The organism is Mesorhizobium sp. WSM4846 (assembly GCF_055811415.1).
The window spans coordinates 56,505-78,032 of the sequence record NZ_JBVVPZ010000032.1; the positions used below are offsets into that span (position 1 = coordinate 56,505).

The 21,528-nt window shown below is 63.1% G+C and carries 19 protein-coding genes; 9 read left to right on the forward strand and 10 right to left on the reverse strand.

All coding sequences use genetic code 11. The annotated features are described in order from the left end of the window. The first annotated feature begins 96 nt into the window (after positions 1-96). On the forward strand, positions 97-693 hold the full coding sequence (locus AC0L15_RS23565) for a TetR/AcrR family transcriptional regulator (RefSeq protein ID WP_023797012.1): 597 nt from the start codon (positions 97-99) through the stop codon (positions 691-693). A gap of 13 nt (positions 694-706) precedes the next feature. Here AC0L15_RS23565 and AC0L15_RS23570 read toward each other — a convergent pair whose 3' ends face one another. From AC0L15_RS23570 to AC0L15_RS23580, 3 genes are all read right to left on the reverse strand, one after another. After that, positions 707-1,837 carry a patatin-like phospholipase family protein gene (locus AC0L15_RS23570; protein ID WP_023797011.1) on the reverse strand — a complete coding sequence of 377 codons (1,131 nt, stop codon included), beginning with the start codon at positions 1,835-1,837 and terminating at the stop codon, positions 707-709. A 35-nt stretch (positions 1,838-1,872) separates the two neighbouring features. Then, on the reverse strand, positions 1,873-2,655 hold the full coding sequence (locus AC0L15_RS23575; protein ID WP_473497230.1) for a 3-hydroxybutyrate dehydrogenase: 783 nt from the start codon (positions 2,653-2,655) through the stop codon (positions 1,873-1,875). A gap of 189 nt (positions 2,656-2,844) precedes the next feature. After that, on the reverse strand, positions 2,845-3,534 hold the full coding sequence (locus AC0L15_RS23580; RefSeq protein ID WP_128176214.1) for a TetR/AcrR family transcriptional regulator: 690 nt from the start codon (positions 3,532-3,534) through the stop codon (positions 2,845-2,847). 100 nt (positions 3,535-3,634) lie between these two features. Here AC0L15_RS23580 and AC0L15_RS23585 point away from each other — a divergent pair, with 100 nt between their 5' ends. Beyond that, complete coding sequence (locus AC0L15_RS23585) at positions 3,635-4,081, forward strand: hypothetical protein (protein WP_287247090.1); 447 nt, start codon at positions 3,635-3,637, stop codon at positions 4,079-4,081. A 93-nt stretch (positions 4,082-4,174) separates the two neighbouring features. On the opposite strand, the gene phaR is transcribed toward AC0L15_RS23585, so the two are convergent. Next, positions 4,175-4,798 (reverse strand): polyhydroxyalkanoate synthesis repressor PhaR, encoded by a 624-nt coding sequence (gene phaR, locus AC0L15_RS23590; RefSeq protein WP_023797007.1) that lies wholly within the window; start codon positions 4,796-4,798, stop codon positions 4,175-4,177. Between the two features lie 312 nt (positions 4,799-5,110). Here phaR and AC0L15_RS23595 point away from each other — a divergent pair, with 312 nt between their 5' ends. From AC0L15_RS23595 to AC0L15_RS23620, 6 genes are all read left to right on the forward strand, one after another. Continuing rightward, on the forward strand, positions 5,111-6,289 hold the full coding sequence (locus AC0L15_RS23595; protein WP_023797006.1) for an acetyl-CoA C-acetyltransferase: 1,179 nt from the start codon (positions 5,111-5,113) through the stop codon (positions 6,287-6,289). A gap of 123 nt (positions 6,290-6,412) precedes the next feature. Next, complete coding sequence (gene phbB / locus AC0L15_RS23600) at positions 6,413-7,138, forward strand: acetoacetyl-CoA reductase (protein WP_287247089.1); 726 nt, start codon at positions 6,413-6,415, stop codon at positions 7,136-7,138. 776 nt (positions 7,139-7,914) lie between these two features. Continuing rightward, positions 7,915-11,301, forward strand: coding sequence for a helicase-related protein (locus AC0L15_RS23605; RefSeq protein WP_287247088.1), 3,387 nt, complete (start codon positions 7,915-7,917; stop codon positions 11,299-11,301). 14 nt (positions 11,302-11,315) lie between these two features. Continuing rightward, complete coding sequence (locus AC0L15_RS23610; protein WP_027152935.1) at positions 11,316-11,702, forward strand: RNA-binding S4 domain-containing protein; 387 nt, start codon at positions 11,316-11,318, stop codon at positions 11,700-11,702. A 251-nt stretch (positions 11,703-11,953) separates the two neighbouring features. Beyond that, positions 11,954-12,292 (forward strand): ferredoxin FdxA, encoded by a 339-nt coding sequence (gene fdxA, locus AC0L15_RS23615; RefSeq protein WP_023803892.1) that lies wholly within the window; start codon positions 11,954-11,956, stop codon positions 12,290-12,292. Between the two features lie 469 nt (positions 12,293-12,761). Next, the gene (locus AC0L15_RS23620) at positions 12,762-13,343 is read left to right on the forward strand and encodes a CarD family transcriptional regulator (RefSeq protein WP_027152934.1); all 582 of its coding nucleotides are present in this window, start codon (positions 12,762-12,764) and stop codon (positions 13,341-13,343) included. Positions 13,344-13,447: 104 nt separating this feature from the next. On the opposite strand, the gene AC0L15_RS23625 is transcribed toward AC0L15_RS23620, so the two are convergent. From AC0L15_RS23625 to AC0L15_RS23635, 3 genes are all read right to left on the reverse strand, one after another. Continuing rightward, complete coding sequence (locus AC0L15_RS23625) at positions 13,448-14,221, reverse strand: amino acid ABC transporter ATP-binding protein (RefSeq protein ID WP_287247087.1); 774 nt, start codon at positions 14,219-14,221, stop codon at positions 13,448-13,450. Further along, positions 14,218-14,898 (reverse strand): ABC transporter permease subunit, encoded by a 681-nt coding sequence (locus AC0L15_RS23630; protein WP_287247086.1) that lies wholly within the window; start codon positions 14,896-14,898, stop codon positions 14,218-14,220. The genes AC0L15_RS23625 and AC0L15_RS23630 overlap by 4 nt, the downstream gene beginning before the upstream one ends. A gap of 161 nt (positions 14,899-15,059) precedes the next feature. Further along, positions 15,060-15,833 carry an amino acid ABC transporter substrate-binding protein gene (locus tag AC0L15_RS23635; RefSeq protein ID WP_287247085.1) on the reverse strand — a complete coding sequence of 258 codons (774 nt, stop codon included), beginning with the start codon at positions 15,831-15,833 and terminating at the stop codon, positions 15,060-15,062. A gap of 344 nt (positions 15,834-16,177) precedes the next feature. On the opposite strand from AC0L15_RS23635, the gene AC0L15_RS23640 reads away from it, so the two are divergent. After that, the gene (locus tag AC0L15_RS23640) at positions 16,178-17,041 is read left to right on the forward strand and encodes an RNA polymerase factor sigma-32 (RefSeq protein WP_287065664.1); all 864 of its coding nucleotides are present in this window, start codon (positions 16,178-16,180) and stop codon (positions 17,039-17,041) included. A gap of 231 nt (positions 17,042-17,272) precedes the next feature. Here the strand turns inward: AC0L15_RS23640 and AC0L15_RS23645 are convergent, their stop codons facing one another. From AC0L15_RS23645 to thiP, 3 genes are all read right to left on the reverse strand, one after another. Further along, positions 17,273-18,700, reverse strand: a complete 1,428-nt coding sequence (locus AC0L15_RS23645; protein ID WP_236369087.1) for a M48 family metalloprotease — start codon at positions 18,698-18,700, stop codon at positions 17,273-17,275. Between the two features lie 291 nt (positions 18,701-18,991). After that, the gene (gene thiQ / locus AC0L15_RS23650; RefSeq protein ID WP_287119539.1) at positions 18,992-19,762 is read right to left on the reverse strand and encodes a thiamine ABC transporter ATP-binding protein; all 771 of its coding nucleotides are present in this window, start codon (positions 19,760-19,762) and stop codon (positions 18,992-18,994) included. After that, entirely contained in the window at positions 19,759-21,378 is a 1,620-nt protein-coding gene (gene thiP / locus AC0L15_RS23655; RefSeq protein ID WP_473497233.1) for a thiamine/thiamine pyrophosphate ABC transporter permease, read from the reverse strand. Before thiP ends, thiQ begins: the two co-directional genes overlap by 4 nt. Between the last annotated feature and the right edge of the window lie 150 nt (positions 21,379-21,528).

A 21,528-nucleotide genomic window follows, 5' to 3' on the forward strand; every position in this document is an offset into this window, starting at 1 on the left:
TCCACAGCCCGGGCAGGCCGGTCGGCCATTCGCCCTTATACATCTGACAAATTACGTCATTTTGTCAATAGAGCTTTTGCAGGATAAAGTCGCGCCATGATCGAGATCGAGGACATCGCCACCGACCCCAAGCGCGCCCGCATTCTGGACAGCGCGATGAAGGTGTTTCTGGCCTATGGTTTCGCCCGCACCACCATGGACGACATTGCGCGTGCCGCCGACATGTCGCGGCCGGCGCTTTATCTCCAGTTCAAGAACAAGACCGATATTTATCGCGCCATTGCGTTGATGCTGCTCTCCCGCTCGCTCGAGCAGGCGAAAACGGCACTCGCCGGCGAAGAACCATTTGCCGAGCGCACGATGCGGGCCATCGACGAAGCGCTGATCTCGATGACGCGCACCGTCCACGCCTCGCCGCATGGCGCCGAACTCCTTGACATGAAATCGAGTCTCGCCGACCTGATCGGCTGCTGGCGCAGCCGGTTTGCCGAGCATATTGCCGCAGCGATCCAGAGCGAAGCCGGACGCAATGGCGTCGATCTCACCGCCAAGGGCTTGTCGGCAAAATTGCTGGCCGACATGCTGCTCGACGGGCTGGAAGGCATGAAGATGCGCATCAGCGATCCGGACGAGCAGCGGCGGGCTGCGGCCGCGCTGATCAAGGTGATCGATCTAGCCTTGCAAAAAAACTGACAAACAAAACGACTCAGGCTCGGCGACGCGCTGCCTCGGGCTTCTTGCGTGCTGCAAGGAACTCCTTGACCCGCCGGCCCGGTGCCGGACCACGCATCGGCTTGAAGCCGTCGTCGAGCTCGCCTGAGAGGTCAAGCGTCGGCTGCTTGCCGACGGCGTCGTAATTCTCCTCCAGCCAGTCGCTGGCGGCAGTGCGGCCAAGGTCGCGCAGATAGTTCAGAAACGCCCATTCGGCATTGACCTTGGACGATGCCGACAGGTCCTTGAATGCCTCGTCGGCATCGATGCGGTGCATGCGGATGTCGCGGTATTCGCCATGCGGCAGCCGGCCGGCGGCAATCAGCTCCTTGATGAAGGCGATCGAGCGGAATTCGCGCAAGAGTCCGGCGTTGAAGGTGATCTCGTCGATGCGATTCTGGATTTCGTTGGCGCTCTTCGGCGTCCCCTCGCGGACCACCGGATTGATCTGCACCAAAAGCACGTCCTCGGTGGCAGTCGTCTTGAAGAACGGGAACAGCGCCGGATTGCCGCCATAGCCGCCATCCCAGTAGGGCACGCCCTTGATCTCGACGGCGCGGAACAGCTGCGGCAGGCAAGCCGACGCCATCACCGTGTCAAGATCGATCTCGCCATCGGAAAAGACGCGTAACTGCCCGGTCTCGACATTGGTCGCGGAGATGAACAGCTCCATCGATTTGCAGGCGCGCACATTGCCGAAATCGATCTCCTGTTCGATCACGTCGCGCAGCGGGTTGAGGCCGAGCGGGTTGGCGACATAGGGCGAAAACACCCGCGACATCGTGTCGAAAAACAGATAGCCCGGCGTGTTCTCGATCGACCAGTTGCCCCAGGCGACGTCCCACGGCATGCGCTGCACCGGGCTGAACCGGCCCTTCCGCGCCACCGCGCGCCAGAAATCGTCGAGCTTCTGCCGCGCGCCCTCGACGCCGCCGCGGACGAAGCCGTCGGCCAGCGCCACCGCGTTCATGGCGCCGGCGCTGGTGCCCGAAACCGCCGCGATGTCGAGCCGTCCGTCCTCCAGCAACTGGTCGAGCACGCCCCAGGAAAAGGCGCCGTGCGAGCCGCCGCCCTGCAGCGCGACGTTGATCTTCTTGGGCTCCTCCGCCTTGCCGTTTGTCGTCATGGCGTTGTCCTTGATCTATAGAGCCATTGGATGGATCACTGCGCGGTCCAGCCGCCGTCGACCGAGATTTGCGTGCCGTTGATCTGCGCTGCCGCATCCGAGCACAGGAACACCGCGGCAGCGGCAACTTGCTCGACCGTGACGAATTCCTTGGTCGGCTGTCTGTCGAGCATGACCTCGCGGACCACCGTGTCGCGGTCCATCTTGTTCGCCTTCATCTGGTCGGGGATCTGCGCCTCGACCAGCGGCGTCAGCACATAGCCGGGACAGATGGCGTTGCAGGTGATCTTGTCGCGCGCCAGTTCCAAAGCGACCGTCTTGGTCAGTCCCATGATGCCGTGCTTGGCCGCAACATAGGCCGATTTGAACGGCGAGGCGACCAGCCCATGGGCCGAGGCGATGTTGACGATCCTGCCGCCGCCGGCTTCTCTCATCAGCGGGATGGCGGCGGCGATGGTGTGAAAGGCCGACGACAAATTGATGGCGATGATGGCGTCCCACTTCTCGACGGGAAATTCTTCCACTGGCGCGACATGCTGGATGCCGGCATTGTTGACCAGGATGTCGACCGAGCCGAAGCTCTCGGCTGCCTTTGCGACCAGCGCCCGGCATTCGGCCGGCTTCGAGATATCTGCCTTGATGTAGACAGTCTTCACGCCGTGATGCCTGGCGATCGCATCGGTAACGGCCTGGTCGTCGGCCGTGTCTGAAAAGGAATTGACGACAATGTTGCAGCCATCGGCCGCGAGCGCATGGGCGATTGCCAGGCCGATGCCCGAGGTGGAACCGGTGACGATGGCAGTTTTTCTGCTGGGCAAGGCGAAATCCTTCATTACGGCGCTAACGGACCATATTGCAGTGCAGCATATATGTCTGGTGTGGCGCAAAAATAGCGGCACTCAGTGGCGATGACATGAAATTTTTGTCATGAAAGAGGACACCCTCACTCGAAGCTGTGCGCCTGACACTAGTGCGAAGACAGGTTTTGCAGTGCGAAGACAGTTTTGTCAGCGATCCCCGGAAGTCACTTCAGGGCGCTCGTGAGATTGCGTTTCGGGATTTGTCATCTGGCTGATGAAAAGACGCAGAGCTTTCCGTACGGCGAGCGATGGCGGCTCGGACGGATGCCACTCCGGGAAATGACCATCGATCGCCATGCGTGCCAGGCCGTAGACAAATGCGCGGGCGGCAAGCACCAGATGATCGAAGTCGGTGTCCGGGGCAAGCCGACCTTGTTGTTGCGCTTGGGTCAGCAGGGCGATCATTTTCCGGCGAACGGCTTCATTCTGATCACGAAGACTGTCCGACGCGTCGAAATCGATCAGCGTCCGAGAACTGATGATCTGGAAATGCGTGGGATTGCTGATCGCCCACTCCAGATAGCCTTGCCCGATCGCTTCGAAGGCCACAATGGGATCTGCGCTGCCGACTTTGGACTGTGCATCGGCAACGGCCTCGGTCAGCCGGTTCATCGCCTGTTCGGCGACGGCGGTCAGCAGTGCTGATTTCGAGCGGAAATGCCGGAATGGCGCGCCGGGCGAAACGCCGGCACGTTTTGCCGCCTCGCGCACCGAGACATGCTCTGCTCCGCGCTCTTCGATGATCTCTACGGTGGCAGCGATCAAGGCCTCGACCAGATTTCCGTGATGATAGCGCTTGGGGTTGGCGGCTTCGCCGTAATCCGTGGGGCTGGTCATGCCTGCCAATAGCACGACGCCGATATGTAATCACTGATTATTTTCTTGCGTCCAGGCGTTTCATATGTAATCAGTGATTACAACATCAATGGAGGTTACCATGCTTCGCATCATCGCAACGACTGCCCTTGCTTTCTGTTTACTGTCGCTCGGGTCTGCCCAGGCCGAAGATCGGCCAACCCTGCAAATCGTCTGGCCGGCGGCCGGTTCGGTCATCGAACTCGGCAATGACCCAGAGAAGGCGATAGGCGTCGTCGTCAGCAGCAACTTCACGCTTCTGCCAGCGGGTGAATGCGACGGCGTCAGCCAATGCGGCCATTTGCATATGAAGATCGATCCCGCCGGAGATACCTGCAACATCCCCGGCAAGCCGAACAACAGCATGAACAGCGACTTTGGCGGCGATCTTGTCAAGGCTCGTTTCGGCCATTGCCCGGATGCCGCCGGCAAGCATGTGATCGGCGTCCTACTTGCCGATGATCATCACAAGCCCATTCTCGTCGACGGCAAACCCGTTACGGCTCTGGTGACGGTGACAACGAAATAGCGCGGGTCGGGCGGCACTCAGCCTCATTCGAGCGGAGATTTCTGATACGGCCTGCTGATGAGAGATTTCGGCCGGGCTTGGTCTGGCCGGCGATCACGACATCGTGTCGAGCTTGCGCTGCATGGCGGCGATCTGTTCCTTCAGTTCCTGAAGGTCGTCGGGCTTTTCCGACGTCTCTTTCCTGGCCGGCTCCGCTGGCGCTGCGGAAGTGCCATTCGAGCCTGCGGGTGGGCCAGCGGGTGGGAATGGCGTGAACAGGCGCATGGCGTTCTGGAACATTTCCATATTGCGGCGCGTCTGCTCTTCCAGCGCCTTGATCGGCGTGGTGATCTTCATCATGTCCAGCGGCGACTTGCCCAACGCACCCTTCATCTGCTCGCGGAAGCGTTCCTGCTCCTTTGAGAAGGCGATCATCGACTGTTCGAGGAAGCTCGGCACGATCATCTGCATCTGGTCGCCGTAAAAAGCGATCAACTGGCGCAGGAACGGAATCGGCAGCATGTTCTGCCCTTCCTTGTTCTCCAGTTCAAAGATGATCTGGGTCAGCACCGGATGGGTGATGTCGTCGCCGGTCTTGGCGTCCTGGACGGTGAACTCCACGCCCTTCTTGACCATTTCGGCAAGGTCCTCGAGCGTCACATAGGTGCTGGTGCCGGTGTTGTAGAGGCGGCGATTGGCATATTTCTTGATGATAATCGGTTCGTCTTTCGCGGCCATCAGCATCCTCCCGGGACACCGGCGCACTTGAGGTAAGCTGCCGGTAACGATTGCGCCCTTTCAAGGATATGCGCAAAAGCGTCACAATTCCAAGCGGTTTGTGCAGTGCGGCATCAATTAATGCTGCACGGCGGGCTAAAAATGCTGCGCAGCAATGGGCCGGCTGTATCCACCACGATGCGCAACCTGCTTGCGGCGCATGGCCGGTATGCCCATTTCCGGTTTGACTTGGATCATTGAAAGGGCAAGAAAAGCCCTGACGATACAAACTGCGATACCAAAACCTCGATACCTCGAAGTGTGGAGAAGAACATGTCCGCTGCCATCGTTGTCGCCAGTGCGGCGCGCACGCCCGTCGGTTCCTTCAACGGCGCCTTCGCCGCCACGCCGGCGCATGAGCTTGGTGCCGTCGTCATCAAGGAGTTGCTGTCCCGTGCCGGTGTCGAGCCGGCGGAAGTCGACGAGGTCATCCTCGGCCAGGTGCTGACCGCGGCTCAGGGCCAGAACCCCGCCCGCCAGGCATCTATCGAAGCCGGCCTGCCAAAGGAAACCACCGCCTGGGGCCTCAACCAGGTTTGCGGCTCAGGTCTGCGCGCTATTGCTCTCGGTATGCAGCAGATCGCGACAGGCGATGCCAAGGTGATCGTCGCCGGCGGGCAGGAATCGATGTCGCTGGCCCCGCACGCTCAACACCTGCGTGCCGGCGTCAAGATGGGCGACTACAAGATGATCGACATCATGATCAAGGATGGGCTGTGGGATGCCTTCAATGGCTACCACATGGGCAACACGGCCGAAAACGTCGCTCGCCAGTTCCAGATTACCCGCGAGGACCAGGACCAGCTCGCATTGGCCTCCCAGAACAAGGCAGAGGCCGCGCAGAAGGCCGGCAAATTCAAGGACGAGATCGTGGCCTTCACCGTCAAGGGCAAGAAGGGCGACACCATTGTCGACCAGGACGAATATATCCGCCACGGCGCCACGATGGAGGCCATGACCAAGCTGAGACCGGCCTTCGACAAGGACGGCACGGTGACCGCCGCCAATGCCTCCGGCATCAATGACGGCGCCGCCGCCGTGCTGCTGATGACCGAAGCCGAAGCCGCAAAGCGCGGCATCACGCCGCTGGCGCGCATCGTGTCCTGGGCGACCGCGGGTGTCGATCCGCAGATCATGGGCACCGGGCCCATTCCCGCCTCGCGCAAGGCGCTGGCCAAGGCCGGCTGGTCGGTCGGCGATCTCGACCTGGTCGAGGCCAACGAAGCCTTCGCCGCCCAGGCCTGCGCCGTCAACAAGGACATGGGCTGGGATCCGTCGATCGTCAATGTCAATGGCGGCGCCATCGCCATCGGCCACCCGATCGGCGCCTCCGGCGCCCGCATCTTCAACACGCTAGTTTACGAGATGCGCCGCAGAAGTGCCAGGAAAGGTCTCGCCACGCTGTGCATCGGCGGCGGCATGGGGGTCGCCATGTGCGTGGAAGCGCTGTGAAGTCATCTGCAAAGCGCCGTGAGGACGGAGCGAGCAAGCCGTGAAACAGTCGGTGGCGAACAGGCTCCGCCGTTAGAGCGTTCCCCTTTCGCCGCCCGCCGATCGAGAAAAAGGGAGGATATTATGACAAAGGTAGCACTCGTCACCGGTGGGTCGCGCGGTATTGGCGCCGCGATTTCGATCGGCCTGAAAAACGCCGGCTATCATGTCGCCGCGAACTACGCCGGCAATGACGAAGCGGCGCAGAAATTCATCGCGATGACCGGCATTCCGGTCTACAAATGGTCGGTCGCCGACTACGATGCCTGCGCCGCCGGCATCAAGCAGGTCGAGGCCGATCTCGGCCCGGTTTCCGTTCTGGTCAACAATGCCGGCATCACCCGCGACGCCATGTTCCACAAGATGACGCGCGAGCAATGGAAAGAGGTCGTCGACACCAATCTTTCCGGCGCATTCAACATGACGCACCCGCTGTGGGTCGGCATGCGCGAACGCAAGTTCGGCCGCGTCATCACCATCTCCTCGATCAATGGCCAGAAAGGCCAGACCGGCCAGGTCAATTATTCGGCGTCGAAGGCCGGCGATATCGGCTTCACCAAGGCGCTCGCCCAGGAAGGGGCGCGGGTCGGCATCACCGTCAATGTCATCTGCCCCGGCTACATCGCCACCGAGATGGTCAGGGCGATGGACGAGAAGGTGCTCAATGAGCGCGTCATCCCGCAGATCCCGGTCGGCCGCCTCGGCGAGCCGGAAGAGATCGCACGCTGCGTCGTCTTCCTGGCTTCCGACGATGCCGGTTTCATCACCGGCTCGACCATATCAGCCAATGGCGGCCAGTATATCACCTGAGGCGTCATGTCACCTGAGGCGTCGGCCTGTTGCCGGGGACTGTTGCAGCCCGCTGCGGCAGCGCTATGCCATGGGAGAGGCTTGAACCAGGCCGTTTTGCATTGCTGGCAGCCTGGTCAGCGACTGCGCCGACCGATGGGCGTGACGCCGATTTGTGCCGAAGCGGCACGCAAAGGTTAACGGCGGCCGTGCGGCCTGTGCAAAACCCTGTTCCCCGCCTGTGGATAACAGGTGGAATACCTGTTCACGATACTACATATGGGGGTGAACAAACCGGGAAACATGCTCCGGCGCCGATTCGTCGCCGTTTCGTTCCGGCTTTGAGCGCAGAGTTAAACGACAAAGGCTGAAAAACATCCCAAATGGTTAAGGCGCGTTAGGAAAGATTAATTATTTCAAAATGTTGGATGACGCCGGCCGACCTGCGTCGATCGTTCAGCGGCAAAGGTTAACGGCGACGTCAGCCCTGCATGAAACGGGCCAGTTCGGCGATTCAGCATGTGGTGAGACTCGCAGGCGAGAAATCCAGATGTAGCCGTGAACAAACCCTGAATCTGCGCGAGTCAGCGATTCGTAGCCGATTCGTTCCAGACTCGTTCCAACTGTTAAATCGGAACGGCGGAACGGCATTTCGACGCCGACGGAAGGCTTCGAGCTGCCATCGGAATATTCTGCTTTCGCTTCACGCCCAAAATCCCTATGTGTCGGCTGTCACCCGCGCCACCACGGGGCGCGCTCCCGACAACGCGAGGCAGAGAGCCTTAATTTCCAGGTCGATGAACATCCAGCCGAAACACACTGAGCCACTGATCCTGTCAGGCCGCGACGTGACCGCTGTGCTCGGGCCGACCAACACCGGCAAGACCCATCTCGCCATCGAGCGCATGGTGGCGCATGAAAGCGGCATTATCGGCCTGCCGCTCAGGCTGCTCGCCCGCGAGGTCTATTCACGCGTCTGCGAGAAGGTCGGCGCTCACAAGGTGGCGCTCATCACCGGTGAGGAGAAGATCCAGCCCGATGGCGCCAGATATTCGGTCTGTACCGTCGAAGCCATGCCGCGCGAGACTGACGCCGCTTTCGTCGCCGTCGACGAGGTCCAGCTGGCCGGCGATCTCGAGCGCGGCCACATCTTCACCGACCGCATCCTGCATCTGCGCGGCCGCCAGGAGACGCTGCTGCTCGGCGCAGCGACCATGCACGGCATCCTCCAGCGTCTGCTGAAGGGGGTGTCGGTGGTGACGCGGCCACGGCTGTCGCATCTCGCCTATGCCGGCTCCAAGAAGCTGACCCGCCTGCCGCGACGTACGGCGATCGTCGCCTTCTCCGCCGACGAGGTCTATGCCATCGCCGAACTGATCCGCCGCCAGCAGGGCGGTGCGGCAGTCGTGCTCGGCGCGCTATCGCCGCGCACCCGCAACGCGCAGGTGGAGCTGTTCCAGTCGGGTGATGTCGATTATCTGATTGCCACCGATGCGATCGGCATGGGCCTCAACCTCGATCTCGATCACGTCGCCTTCGCCCAGAACCGCAAGTTCGACGGCTACCAGTATCGCAACCTGACGGCGGCCGAGCTCGGCCAGATCGCCGGCCGCGCCGGCCGCCACTTGCGCGACGGAACTTTTGGCGTCACCGGCCAGGTCGATCCACTGGACGAGGAACTGGTCAAGAAGATCGAAGCGCATGATTTCGACCCGGTGAAGGTGCTGCAATGGCGCACCGCGCGTTTCGATTTCGCCAACCTCGACGCGCTGAAGCGCTCGATCGAGACCAACGCGCCGGTTGAAGGCCTGACGCGCGCGCTGCCGGCGGTCGATGCGCAGGCGCTCGAACATCTGTCCCGCGACGAGGACATCCGGACGCTTGCCACCGACGCCAGGCGCGTGGCGCTGTTGTGGGAGGCCTGCGCCCTTCCCGATTACAGGAAGATCGCCCCGGCTCAGCATGCCGACCTGATCGCCTCGATCTACATGGACCTTGCCAGGCATGGCCATGTCGATGAGAATTACATGGCCGAGCAGGTGCGCCGCGCCGACACCACCGAGGGCGACATCGACACGCTGTCGCACCGGATCGCCCAGATCCGCACCTGGACTTTCGTTTCCAACCGGCCCGGCTGGCTGGCCGATCAGGCACACTGGCAGGAAAAGACGCGCGAAATCGAAGACAGATTGTCGGATGCGCTGCATGAGCGGTTGACGAAACGCTTCGTAGACCGCAGGACTTCCGTCCTCATGCGGCGCCTTAGAGAAAATACCATGCCTGAAGCCGAAATCAGTCCAACCGGAACCGTCCTCGTCGAAGGCCATCATGTCGGCGAGTTGCAGGGGTTCCGCTTCACCGCGGACCAAAGCGCCGGCGGCGAGGACGCCAAGGCGGTGCGCACAGCAGCCCAGAAGGCGCTTGCAGCCGAATTCGAGGCGCGGGCCGAACGCTTCGGCGCCTCGGCCAATGGCGACATCGCGCTCGGCTCCGATGGCACGCTGCGCTGGATCGGCGCGCCGATCGGCACGCTGGTCGCAGGCGACGAGCCGTTGAAGCCGCGCCTGGTGCTGCTGGCCGACGAGCAGCTCACCGGTCCCGCCCGCGACAAGGTCGCGGCGCGCGCCGAGCGCTTCGTCAATTTCCAGATCGAGTCGCTGCTGAAGCCGCTGGTCGACCTCAAGAACGCCGAGCAGATCACCGGCATCGGCCGCGGCATCGCCTTCCAGCTCGTCGAGAATTTCGGGCTCATCAACCGCCGCGACATCGCCGAGGAGATGAAGTCGCTCGACCAGGAGGGCCGCGCCGCCCTGCGCCGGCTCGGCGTGCGCTTCGGCGCCTACCACGTCTTCGTGCCGGCGCTGATCAAGCCGGCTCCGGCCGGACTGGTGACGCTGTTGTGGGCGCTGCAGAACGACGGCAAGGACAAGCCTGGCTTTGGCGACGTGGTTCACGCGCTGGCCTCCGGCCGCACCTCGGTGGTCATCGATCCAACCTTCGACAAGACCTTCTACAAACTGGCCGGCTACCGCAATCTCGGCCGTCGCGCGGTGCGCGTCGACATCCTCGAACGGCTGGCCGACCTGATCCGGCCAGCAACCAACTGGAAGCCGGGCCTCGGCCAGCGCCCTGACGGCGCCTATGATGGTCAGTCCTTCATGGTGACGCCGCCGATGATGTCGATCCTCGGCGCCACGGCCGACGACATGGAAGAGATTCTGAAAGGCCTCGGCTACCGCGCCGAGCCGAAGCCGGCTGTCGAGGTGAAGGCACGGCTCGAGGCACAGGACAATGCCGCGCGCGAAGCCGCCGCGGCCAAGCAGGCGGCGGAAGAACAAGCCGAACAGGCCAAGGCAGCTGAAGCCGCGATTGCCGACGCAGCCGCCGAGGCGCCGGCCGACAGTTCTGAGCCGGATGCAGTGGCAGAAGCCACGGCGGAGGCTCTCGCGGAACCCGCTGCCGAAGCGGAACCTGTCGCAGAAGCTCAGCTGCAAACTCCGCCTGAGGTCACGGTAGAGGCACTACCTGCAGCTGAAGCCGCAGTTCGAGAGGCAGCACCCGAAACCGCCGAGGTTGAGGTCGCACCGGCGGAGCCGGCTTCCGAAGCCTCGCCCGCAACGGCAGCAGTCTCGGCCGAACCTGCCGCGGCGGTGGAAGCCGCCATCGGCGAGGCTGCTCCAGAGGCCGAGAAAGAGGCCGAAGAACCAAAACCTATCCTGTTGTGGCGGCAGGGCCGCTTCGACCAGCGCCCACGCCACCGCCACCACGACAACCGGCCCCGTGACAGGGACAATCGCCCGCGCAGCCCACAAGCCGCGCGCGATGGCCGCAGCAACGCGCCGGCAGAGGCCGGGCAGCAGGCCGGCGCACCGGGCGGCCGGCCCGCCCGTGAAGGACGCCGCGACGGCGACGGCGCCGGCAAGCCGCGCTTCGACCGCAGCAAGTTCAAGCCCAAGCCCCAGGGCGAGCCAGGCGAACGGCGCGACGGCAAGCCGCAGGGCGAGCGCCCCGATCGTCGCGAAAGCCGGCCCGACTGGAAAGGCGGCAGGCCGGACGGCAAGGGCGGCGCGCCTGGTGGCAAGCCCGCGTTCCAGCCGAAGCCTCGCGAGGAGCGTCCGGTGCGCTTCGACCCGGATTCCCCCTTCGCCAAGCTCGCCGCGTTGCGCGACCAGCTGAAGAAGTAAGTTCGTTCGCTCCGATGGTCACTGATGCCCGCCAGCGCATCGACAAATGGCTGTTCTTTTCGCGTGCGGTGAAATCGCGCTCGCTGGCGGCGAAGCTGGTGGTGGCCGGACGCGTTCGCATCAATCGCGACAAAGCAGCGCAGGCCTCCGATCTGGTCCGCCTCGGCGACGTCCTGACCATCACTCTCGAGCGGCGCATCTTCGTCTGGAAGGTGCTCGGCACCGGCAGCCGGCGCGGTCCCGCCGAGGAAGCGCGCTTGCTCTACGAGGATATCTCGCCGCCGCCGGCACCAAAGGGCGAGGCCGTTCGCGATGCGATCCCCGCACTGCGTGATGCCGGCAGCGGCCGCCCGACCAAGAAGGAACGCCGGGAGACCGACCGGTTGTTCGGCGACGACTGACGCATAACCGGCTTTCGTCGCATCACCGGCAGGAAATCCATTCCGGAAACACCGGCATCACGCGCAATGGCTGCCCTTGCAAGCGGCAGGCAAAGACGTTACCTCACCAAGAAAGCCTACCGCATCGGCCCACAAATCGATATCGATTTTCCAAGAGCACGATGCGTGGATTCAATGTGCTAGAGCGTACCTTGTGCGTCCGATTGGACGCCACGTCGCCCTGATAAAACGGGACGTCCCGGAGCCGACCGATGACCTATGTCGTGACCGATAATTGCATAAAATGCAAATACATGGACTGCATTGAGGTCTGTCCGGTCGACTGTTTCTATGAGGGCGAGAACATGCTCGTCATTCATCCCGACGAGTGCATCGACTGTGGCGTCTGCGAACCGGAATGCCCGGCCGACGCGATCAAGCCGGACACCGAGCCGGGGCTCGACAAATGGCTGCAGATCAACACCGAATACGCCGATAAATGGCCCAATATCACCGCCAAGAAGGAGCCTCCGGCCGACGCCAAGTCCTTCGATGGCGAGGCCGGCAAGTTCGAAAAATATTTTTCCCCCGAGCCCGGCCAGGGTGACTAGCGCTCGACCGCGAAAATCGAAATCGATTTTCGCGAAGGACTATGCGCCAGATCAAAGTGTCACAGCGTCCTTGCGCGTCCAAAACGGGCGCGTGGCACCGTAATGGCGACGCCGGTTTGATCGGCGTCACGCGTGCTGACAGGCACCGCACGTTAACTGCCTTGACAGGCGGAGATCGCGCTTGACCTTCGCGCGTGCAGCAAAACCTTGATTCTTCCGACTTTTTGTGCTACACGAACCAAACATGCCGGTGACACAACGTCGATTTATGGCGCAAACGCCCCAAATCACTGAAAGGTGAATTTTTCAATCCGGACCAGAGTGATCTGGGGCAGGCAGTCGCGACTATGCGATTTGCCGCCCTCGGCTTTTCCGGTGGGTTCGTAGTTGTGCGGCTAACGATCGGTACCCCGATCGCGCGAGTTCGACCGGCAGAATGCCGGTTCCACACCAAGGAGTTCATGGCGTAATGGCAACAATCACCCCGCAGAAGAAGTCCAGCGCAGCGCGTCACGGTTTTAAGACCGGCGAGTACATCGTCTATCCGGCACATGGCGTCGGCCAGATCGTCTCGATCGATGAGCAGGAAGTTGCGGGCCACAAGCTGGAACTGTTCGTCATCGACTTCCAGAAGGACAAGATGCGTCTGAAGGTTCCGGTCGCCAAGGCGACTTCCATCGGCATGCGCAAGCTGTCGGAAGAGGATTACGTCGATCGCGCGCTGAAGGTTGTGCAGGGCCGCGCCCGCGTCAAGCGCACCATGTGGTCGCGCCGCGCCCAGGAATATGATGCGAAGATCAATTCCGGCGACCTGATCTCGATCTCGGAAGTTGTGCGCGACCTCTACCGCGCTGACAATCAGCCGGAGCAGTCCTATTCCGAACGCCAGCTTTATGAGGCGGCACTCGACCGCATGGCGCGCGAGATCGCGGCCGTCAACCGCATGTCGGAAACCGAAGCGGTGCGCCTCATCGAGGTGAACCTCAACAAGGGTCCGAAGCGCGGCGCCAAGGCCGACAACGAAGAAGCCGAGCAGGAAGAAGCAGCCTGAGCGCTTCTCGCCTTCGCATTTGGAAAAACCCGGTCTCGCGCCGGGTTTTTTTGTTGTTTGTGATGGTCACCCCAAAACCGCTACGCCGTTTTGGGCGACATGCATTAACCTTCGCCGCCGCCTTCCTTCTCCGCCTCCTGCTTCAGCGTCGCGATGAACCGCTTGGTTCGCTGGCGCTCCGGATTGCTGAACAAAACCGCGGCGGGGCCTTTCTCGACGACCCTGCCGGCGTCGAGGAACACCACCTCCTGGGCGATTTTGGAGGCGAGGCGCAAATCATGCGTCGCCATCACCATGGTGGTGCCCTCGCTGGCGAGCTGGCCGAGCACGTCGACCACCTCCTGCGCCAGTTCCGGATCGAGCGCCGAAGTCGGCTCGTCGCACAGCAGCACTTTCGGCGATGGCGCCAGCGCCCGGGCGATCGCCACGCGTTGCTGCTGGCCGCCTGACAACGTCGCCGGCCAGGCGTCGGCCTTGTGCGCCATTCCAACCTTTTCGAGCAGGGCGAGCGCCCGCCCGCGCGCTCGCCCGGCCGGCCATTTCAACACCGTCACCAGCCCCTCCATGACGTTTTCGATCGCCGTGCGGTGCGGAAACAGCTGGAAATTCTGGAACACCATGCCGGTCTGAAGCCGCAGGCGCTGGATGGCCCTGCCGGGAACCTTGCCGCCGGGATGGAATTCGAGCGCGTCGTCGCCGATGCGCACCGTGCCCGAGGTCGGGATCTCGAGCAGGTTGATGCAGCGCAGAAGCGTGCTTTTCCCACCGCCCGAGGGGCCGACAAGGGCGGTGACGCTGCCTTCCTCGATGGTGACGGTCACACCCTTCAGCACGAGATTGTCACCAAAGCGCTTCTCTATGTCGGTGAGGCCGATCATGGGCGCGCCTCGAGGAAGCCGCCATAGCGGTTGAGCCGCTTTTCCAGGCGCGCCTGCAACGCCGACAGCACCGAGCTCAGCGCCAGGTAGAGAGCCGCCGCCTCGACATAGAGGATCAGCGGCTCGTAGGTGGTGGCGACGATGCGCTGCGCCGCCTGGAACATCTCCGGCACCGTGATGGCGGCGGCCAGCGATGTATCCTTGACCAGCGAGATGAAGGTGTTGGACAGCGGCGGCACCGCGACGCGGCCCGCTTGTGCAAGGATAGTGCGTCGCAGCGCCTGGCCCCAGGTCATGCCGATCGAATAGGCCGCTTCCCACTGCCCCTTCGGCACCGAGCCTATGACGGCGCGGATGATCTCCGACGTATAGGCGCCGATATTGAGTGTGAAGCCGATCAACGCGGCTGAAAAGGCGTCGAGCAGGATGCCGACCGAGGGCAGGCCGTAGAAGATCAGGAAGAGCTGCACCAGAAGCGGCGTGCCACGGAAGATCCAGACATAGAAGCGGACCACGGCGACCAGCGGCTTCGGGCCGAACAGCCGGACGAGCGCTGCGACCAGTCCTACGAAGAGACCGAATGCGAACGACAGCAGCGTTAGCGGCACGGTGAAGATCAGCGCGGCCCATAGCAGCGTGGGCAACGAATCCAGCATCAATTGCAGCCAGTGCGGCACGAAAACTCTCCTTGCGAGATTGCCGCCCAAAAATCGGCCCGGCAGCATCGAGGCGCGACCATAGTGTCGTCATATCACGCCAAAAGCGGCGGCCGTCAAAGACGGCTCGCCGCGATACTTTGCCATGCGGGCCGGCAACCGGCCCGCTCCGTGAAATGCGCTTACTTCGAAACGTCCTGGCCGAAGTAAGTGTCGGCGATCTTCTGGTAGGTGCCGTCGGACTTGATATCGGCCAGCGCCCGATTGATGGCGGCGACCAGTTCCGGATCGCCCTTGCGCACGAGGACGCCGGAATAGTCGGCATTTTCTTCCTTCGCGGCGATCTTCACGTTGGCGTCGGGCTTGTGCTTCTTGAAATCGAGGAAGGACAGGCTGTCGTTGATGGTGGCATCGGCGCGGCCGGTAAGAAGCAGCTGGATCGATTGGTCGAAACCATCGGTACCGACGAGTTCGGCGCCGTTCGCTTCGGCGAGCTTGCCGAAATTCGAGGTCAGCGACTGCGCCGCCTTCTTGCCCTTCAGGTCGGCAAAGCTCTTGATGTCGGTATTGTCGCCGCGCACGATCAGCACCGCCTTGGAAGCAATATAGGGATCGGAGAAATCATACTTGGACTTGCGCTCCTCGGTGATGCCGACCTGGTTGATAACGGCGTCATAGCGCTTGGCGTCGAGGCCGGCGATCAGCCCATCCCATTTGCCTTCGAGGAATTCGGCCTTGACGCCGAGCCGCTCGGCGATCGCCTTGGCAATCTCGACATCGAACCCGACCAGTTCGCCCGAGGCATTATGATAGGTGAAGGGGGCATAGGTGCCTTCCGTGCCGACCTTAAAGACACCGGCCTGCTTGATCTGATCGAGATTGGCGCCGGCATGGCCTGATGTGCCTGCCAGTACCTGCAGTGTTGCGGCGACGATAAGCGATTTGAGCCATTTCATTTTTCTGTGATCCCGTCATTGGCCGGCGTCCGGGGCCGGCGTCCGGCGCATTTGTGAGCGCCGGAAACTGACAGATGCAGCCTGGCGAAATAAGGAACCAGATTTCAAAAATGAGACACTTTCGAAATCCAATTCTCAAAACCACACCGACTCACGCCAACCGGCCGAGGAGCGACCGCCGCATCGAGCTTTCGAACAGTGCAATCCACGCGACATCAGCGGCGGAACCATTCGCGCGGGTGGCACGTTTGTTGGCTGTTGTAGGGCGCGGCGTCGCCAATTCAACCACGATGCCAGCTCAGGGCGAGCGATCGCACCGCAACGCCCGGAACAGGGAGCGTGGCATGATGGAAGATACGGCAGGGCGAACCATGGTCCGCGCGGCGATGAAAGCCCCCTATCTCGCGCGCGAGGAGGAGCATGTTCTCGCGCTGCGCTGGAAGGAAGACAACGACCAGCAGGCATTGCACCAAATCGCCATGGCGCATATGCGGCTGGTTATTTCCATGGCCTCGAAGTTCCGCCACTATGGCCTGCCCCTCGGCGACCTGGTGCAGGAAGGCCATGTCGGCCTGCTGGAGGCAGCGGCCCGTTTCGAACCGGAGCGCGAGGTGCGGTTTTCGACCTATGCGACGTGGTGGATCCGTGCCTCGATGCAGGACTATATCCTGCGCAACTGGTCGATCGTGCGCGGCGGCACCAGTTCGGCGCAGAAAGCGCTGTTCTTCAATTTGCGGCGCCTGCGCGCCCGCTTGGCGAACGGTGCCGAGCCGATCTCGAACACCTCGCTCTACCGCGAGGTGTCGGTGGCGCTTGGCGTCTCCGAGGCCGACGTGGCGATGATGGACTCGCGCCTTTCGGCCCCGGATAGTTCGCTCAACCAGCCGCTCGCCGACGATGCGGGCGCCACAGAGCGAATGGATTTCCTGGTTTCGGACGATCCTTTGCCGGACGAAGTCGTGGGCGACACGATCGATGTCGAACGCCGCTCTATCTGGCTGAAAACCGCGCTCGGCGCGCTCAATGCCCGCGAGCTCAGGATCATCGAGGAACGCCGGCTGAGCGACGAGGGCGCGACGCTCGAAGCCCTCGGCGAGGCGCTTGGCATCTCCAAGGAACGCGTCCGCCAGATCGAGGCACGCGCCATGGAAAAGCTCAAGATAGCGCTGGTGAAGCAAAACCCCGAGTTTCTGGCGACCGCCGCCTAGGGGTGTGTTGCGATTCAGGTTAGGACGAGTCGGAGTCGAAGACGGGCGCGAAGCGACCAAACCAGGTGGTTTCCGAGAACCGGAGCGGAGCGTACATGAAGTACGTGAGCACCGGCCTACGCCGGCCGTAGCCTTACTGCCGCGACCGCTGATGAGTGCTCCGGCCGGCGAAGGTCGGAAGCGCAGGAAATTGCCGTTTGCGGGCCGGCATCACCTGAATATCGACACACCCTATCTGTCGGTGATGATCTTGACCTTGTCGCCGGCCGAAACGGCTGCGCCGGGCGACATTGCATTGAGCACCCTGAACAGGTCGAGCTTGCGGTCGACGCCGACCATCTGCGCCGCGAGCGAACCCATGGTCTGTCCGGGCCGGACCGTGACGACGCGGATATGCAGCGGCTTCAGCGCTGCTTTTTCGGCCGCGCTCAAGATCCGGAACGAGCCGCTGACCGAGCGCGCCACCGCATCCAGCGAGGTGCTGGCGGAGGGGGCTGCCGTCAGCAGCCGGTAGACCTGGCCGCCGGCACGGATCACCGCGATGCCGAACTGCCAGCCCTCGGCGCTGGCATGCGCCGTCGCCGCCTCGTTGCCGTTGATTGTTTCCTGGCGCACGCTGCTTTCGTCGAGACCGGCCACCCAGCCGCTGCGGAGGTAGTCGGTCAGCGATCGGTTCCTGTCGATCGAGACGCCGTCGAAGCGGATCGCTATGTCGCCCGGCCCGGTTGCCGTCACCGCCGCGGCCGAGTTGTCGATGATGAAGCCGTCGGGCACCGAGAACGACACGCCGAGCCCCGGATGCAGGAAGGTTTCGCCACGCACATAGCCTTCCTCCGGCGTGTCGCCGTAGAGCAGCCCGTCTATGCCGGCGAGGAAGGCGTCGCGGTCGCGCGTGCCGACGCCGGGCGCGCCGAACTGGCGGGCGTGGCGCTGCGCCAGATCGATGCGTTGCGGCGTGTTCGGGTGCGTTGCCAGGAAGTCGAGGCTGGCGTCGGTGGCGCCGCTGATCGAGCGGAAATCGGTGTAGGCCGACATGGACTGCAGGAAGCGGCCGGCGGCAAACGGATCGAAGCCCGCCTCGCCGATCGACTTGATGCCGATGCCGTCGGCCTCCAGCTCCTGATTGCGCGAGAACTGGGCAAGCCGCAGCTTGCCGCGGATCAGTGCCGCCTTGGCGGTCGGGCTGTCGCCGAGCACATCCGAGACGACTTTTGTCGCAAAGCCTTCCTCGGCCTCGAGCTGCTGGCGCTGCAAGCCGTGGTTTGCAGTGACATGGCCCATCTCATGCGCGATGACCGCGGCGAGCTCGGCCGAATCGTTGGCCAGCGCCAACAGGCCGCGCGTGATGTAGAGATAGCCGCCAGGCAATGCGAAAGCGTTGACGTTGGGCGAATTGAGGATCGTGATGCGGTAGGTCTGGCTCGGGTTGGCCGAAACCACCGTCAGGCTGCCGACGACTTTGGCGACCATGCGCTCGAGCTTGGGATCGGAATATTCGCCGCCATAGGTCGCGAGGATGCGCGGATGCTGCGCCTTGGCCATTTCGGCGACCTTGCTGTTGGCGGCAACATTGTCGACGGTGACCGGTTTGCTGGAAGGCTGGAAGCCGGATTCCTGAACGTCCGGAGGCGTGAACATCTGGCAGCTTGCCAACGCCATGGCAAAGCCGGCCAGCGCCAGGAAGCGCGCCAGCGGTTTCCTTCTCACTCTGTCTGTGCCGGTCGGCAGAACAGCTTCCTTTCGGCTCTCAGCACATGGCCCGAAAATCGGGCATCGATTTTCAGATCATGCGCAAAATCAACTGCCACAGCGTCCTTCGAGCCCACGAGCGCGGATGGCACCGTAGTGGCAAATCACAACCTATGCCGGACCAGTATCGGAGGACCTAGCCACACTACTTTGACCATGGCAAGCAAACGCCACACCGCCTGAAGCCGGTTTGGCCGTAAATTATGTCCGCTTCCGGGCAACATCTCGTGATCCTGCGCCAAACGGACCTGCACCGATATAGCGCCGAAAGGCTTCCGGTCCAGCCTTGGTAAAAAAATCGGCGACAGTCCCGGTTGCGGCAACCGTGCCATTGTCCAGGAACACCATGTCCTGGCCGATACGGTGGGCGTCCTCCGGCTGATGGGTGACGAACAGCACCGTCATGCGCCGCTCCGCTTGAAGGTCGGCTACCAGATCGAGCATGTCGTCGCGCAAGGCCGGTCCGAGCGAGGCGAACGGTTCGTCGAGCAAGAGCACCGGCCGGTCGCGCACCAGGACGCGGGCGAGCGCGACGCGCTGCCGCTCGCCGCCCGAGAGTTCGCGCGGCAGGCGCCGTTGCTTGCCGGCAAGGCCGACGCGCTTGAGCGCCCCGGCGATTGCAGCGTGGTCGGCCTCGGTCAGCCTGAGCGATGGCGAGCGGCCAAGGCCGACATTTCGTTCGACCGAAAGATGGGCGAAGAGATTGTTTTCCTGGAACACCATCGACACTGGCCGCGCCGAAGGCGGTTTGCCGCCGACATCGCCGCCACCGATCAGCACGCGGCCCGATCGCGGCGTCTCGAAGCCGGCCACCAGGTTGAGCAGTGTCGATTTTCCCGAGCCGCTCGGCCCCATGATGGCGGTGATCTTCGAGGCGGCGAACTCGACATCGAATAAAAACGGCGCTTCGCCATAGCTGAACGAGACCTTTTCCAGCCGCACAGCCGTACCGTTTTCGCTGTTGAGCATCATGATTTTTCTCCCCGTCCCAGCCAGTCCGCGGCCAGGACAAGCGCGAGACAGACCAGGCCGAGCAGCAATGCCAGGCCGGCCGCGTCCATCGTGCGGTAGCTGCCCATGCGGGCCAGCAAGAGATAAGGCAGCGTCTGCAGGGAGTCGCTGCCAAACAGGGCAATGACGCCGAGATCGCCGAGCGACAAAGCCATCGCGAACGCGAAACCGGTGGCGAGCGGCCGCCGCAGCGACGGCCAGTCGACCAGCCGGAAACGATTCCAGCCCGAAATGCCAAGCAGCAAACAGAGCCGCTCGTGGCGTTCGCTCGCCGCATCATAGCCGGGGCGAATGGCGCGGATGGCAAACGGCATCGCCATCACCGCATTGACGGCGACGACCATGACAGGGGCGATGGCAAAGACGTCGCTGACGGTCCGCAGGAGCAGGAACAAGCCGGCGCCGATGACGACGGGCGGCACGACAAGGACGAAGCCGGCGCCGGTATCGGTGGCGTATTCGAGCAGCGTCCTGGCGCCGACGCGACGCCTCAAGGCCAGCGCCCGGCGTGCCATGACCAGCGACAGCGACAGCGCCACTGCAAGCAGCGCCGCCAGCAAGGCGAGCACGGCGCTGGTCAGCGCCGCTTGCCGCACCGCGCTCTCGCCCGCCAGCCGGCCGAGATCGGCGCCAAGGCCTGACGTCACCGTGGCCGCCATCGGCCCGGCGACGAACAGCAAAGCGAGGGTGATCAATGCTGTGTTCAGCACGGTCTCGGCGGCGCCGGCCGAAAGATAGCGGCGCGAAGCCACCGGCAGGTTGGCGTCGCCGACGGTATTGGCGCCGAGCCGCATCAATGCCAGCACGACGACGAAGGTCAGCGCGATCTGCAGCACTGTCAGCGTCACCGCGCGGGCAGGATCGAAATCGAAACGCAGCGCCTGGTAGATGGCGACCTCCAGCGTCGTCGCACGCGGCCCGCCGCCCAGCGTGAGTACGATGGTAAAGGATGTGATGCAGAGCATGAAGACAAGCCCGGCGACGCCCGGCAGCGCCGCGCGCAGCGTCGGCCATTCAATCAGCCGGAAGGCGGGCCTGGCGCCCATGCCGAGTTGGCTCGCCAGCCGCCACTGGTCGGCCGGCACTGTCGCAAGCGCTTCGAGGAACAGCCGCGTCGCCAGCGGCAGATTGAAGAAGACATGGGCGACGAGGATGCCGGACAGGCCGTATATGCCCGGCCAGCCCTGACCGCCGGTCGCGCTGAGCACGCCGGCAAAATAGCCTGCACGGCCATAGAGTGCCAGAATCCCGAGTGCTGCGACGATGGCCGGCAGCGCGAGCGGCACGGCGAAGAGCTGCAGGATCAGGCTGCGACCAAAGAAGCGCGGATGCCGCGACAGCGCCCGCGCCACGAACAGCGCTGGCACGACGGAGAGCAGTGTCGACAGCAATGCCTGCCACAACGTGAATCGGGCGACGCGGAAGAGGTAGGAATCGAAGCCCGACGCGGCGCCGGACGGATCGCGGGCGCCTTCGACGATGAGCCCGGCGAACGCGCCGCCGATCAGCAGCGCAACAGCGGCAAGCGCGATGGTGCCGGCGGTGATGCGGGGATCTCTACGATGGCCAGTGTGCATTCCGCGCTGCCCAACTTAACGGCGGGCGCTGAAAGATGGGATGTGGCTGAGGTCGAGTTCCCGCCCACCCCCTTCTGGCCTGCCGGCCATCTCCCCCTCCAGGGGGGAGATCGGATGTCACTTCCGCTTTCGCCAATCGCAACAGTCGAA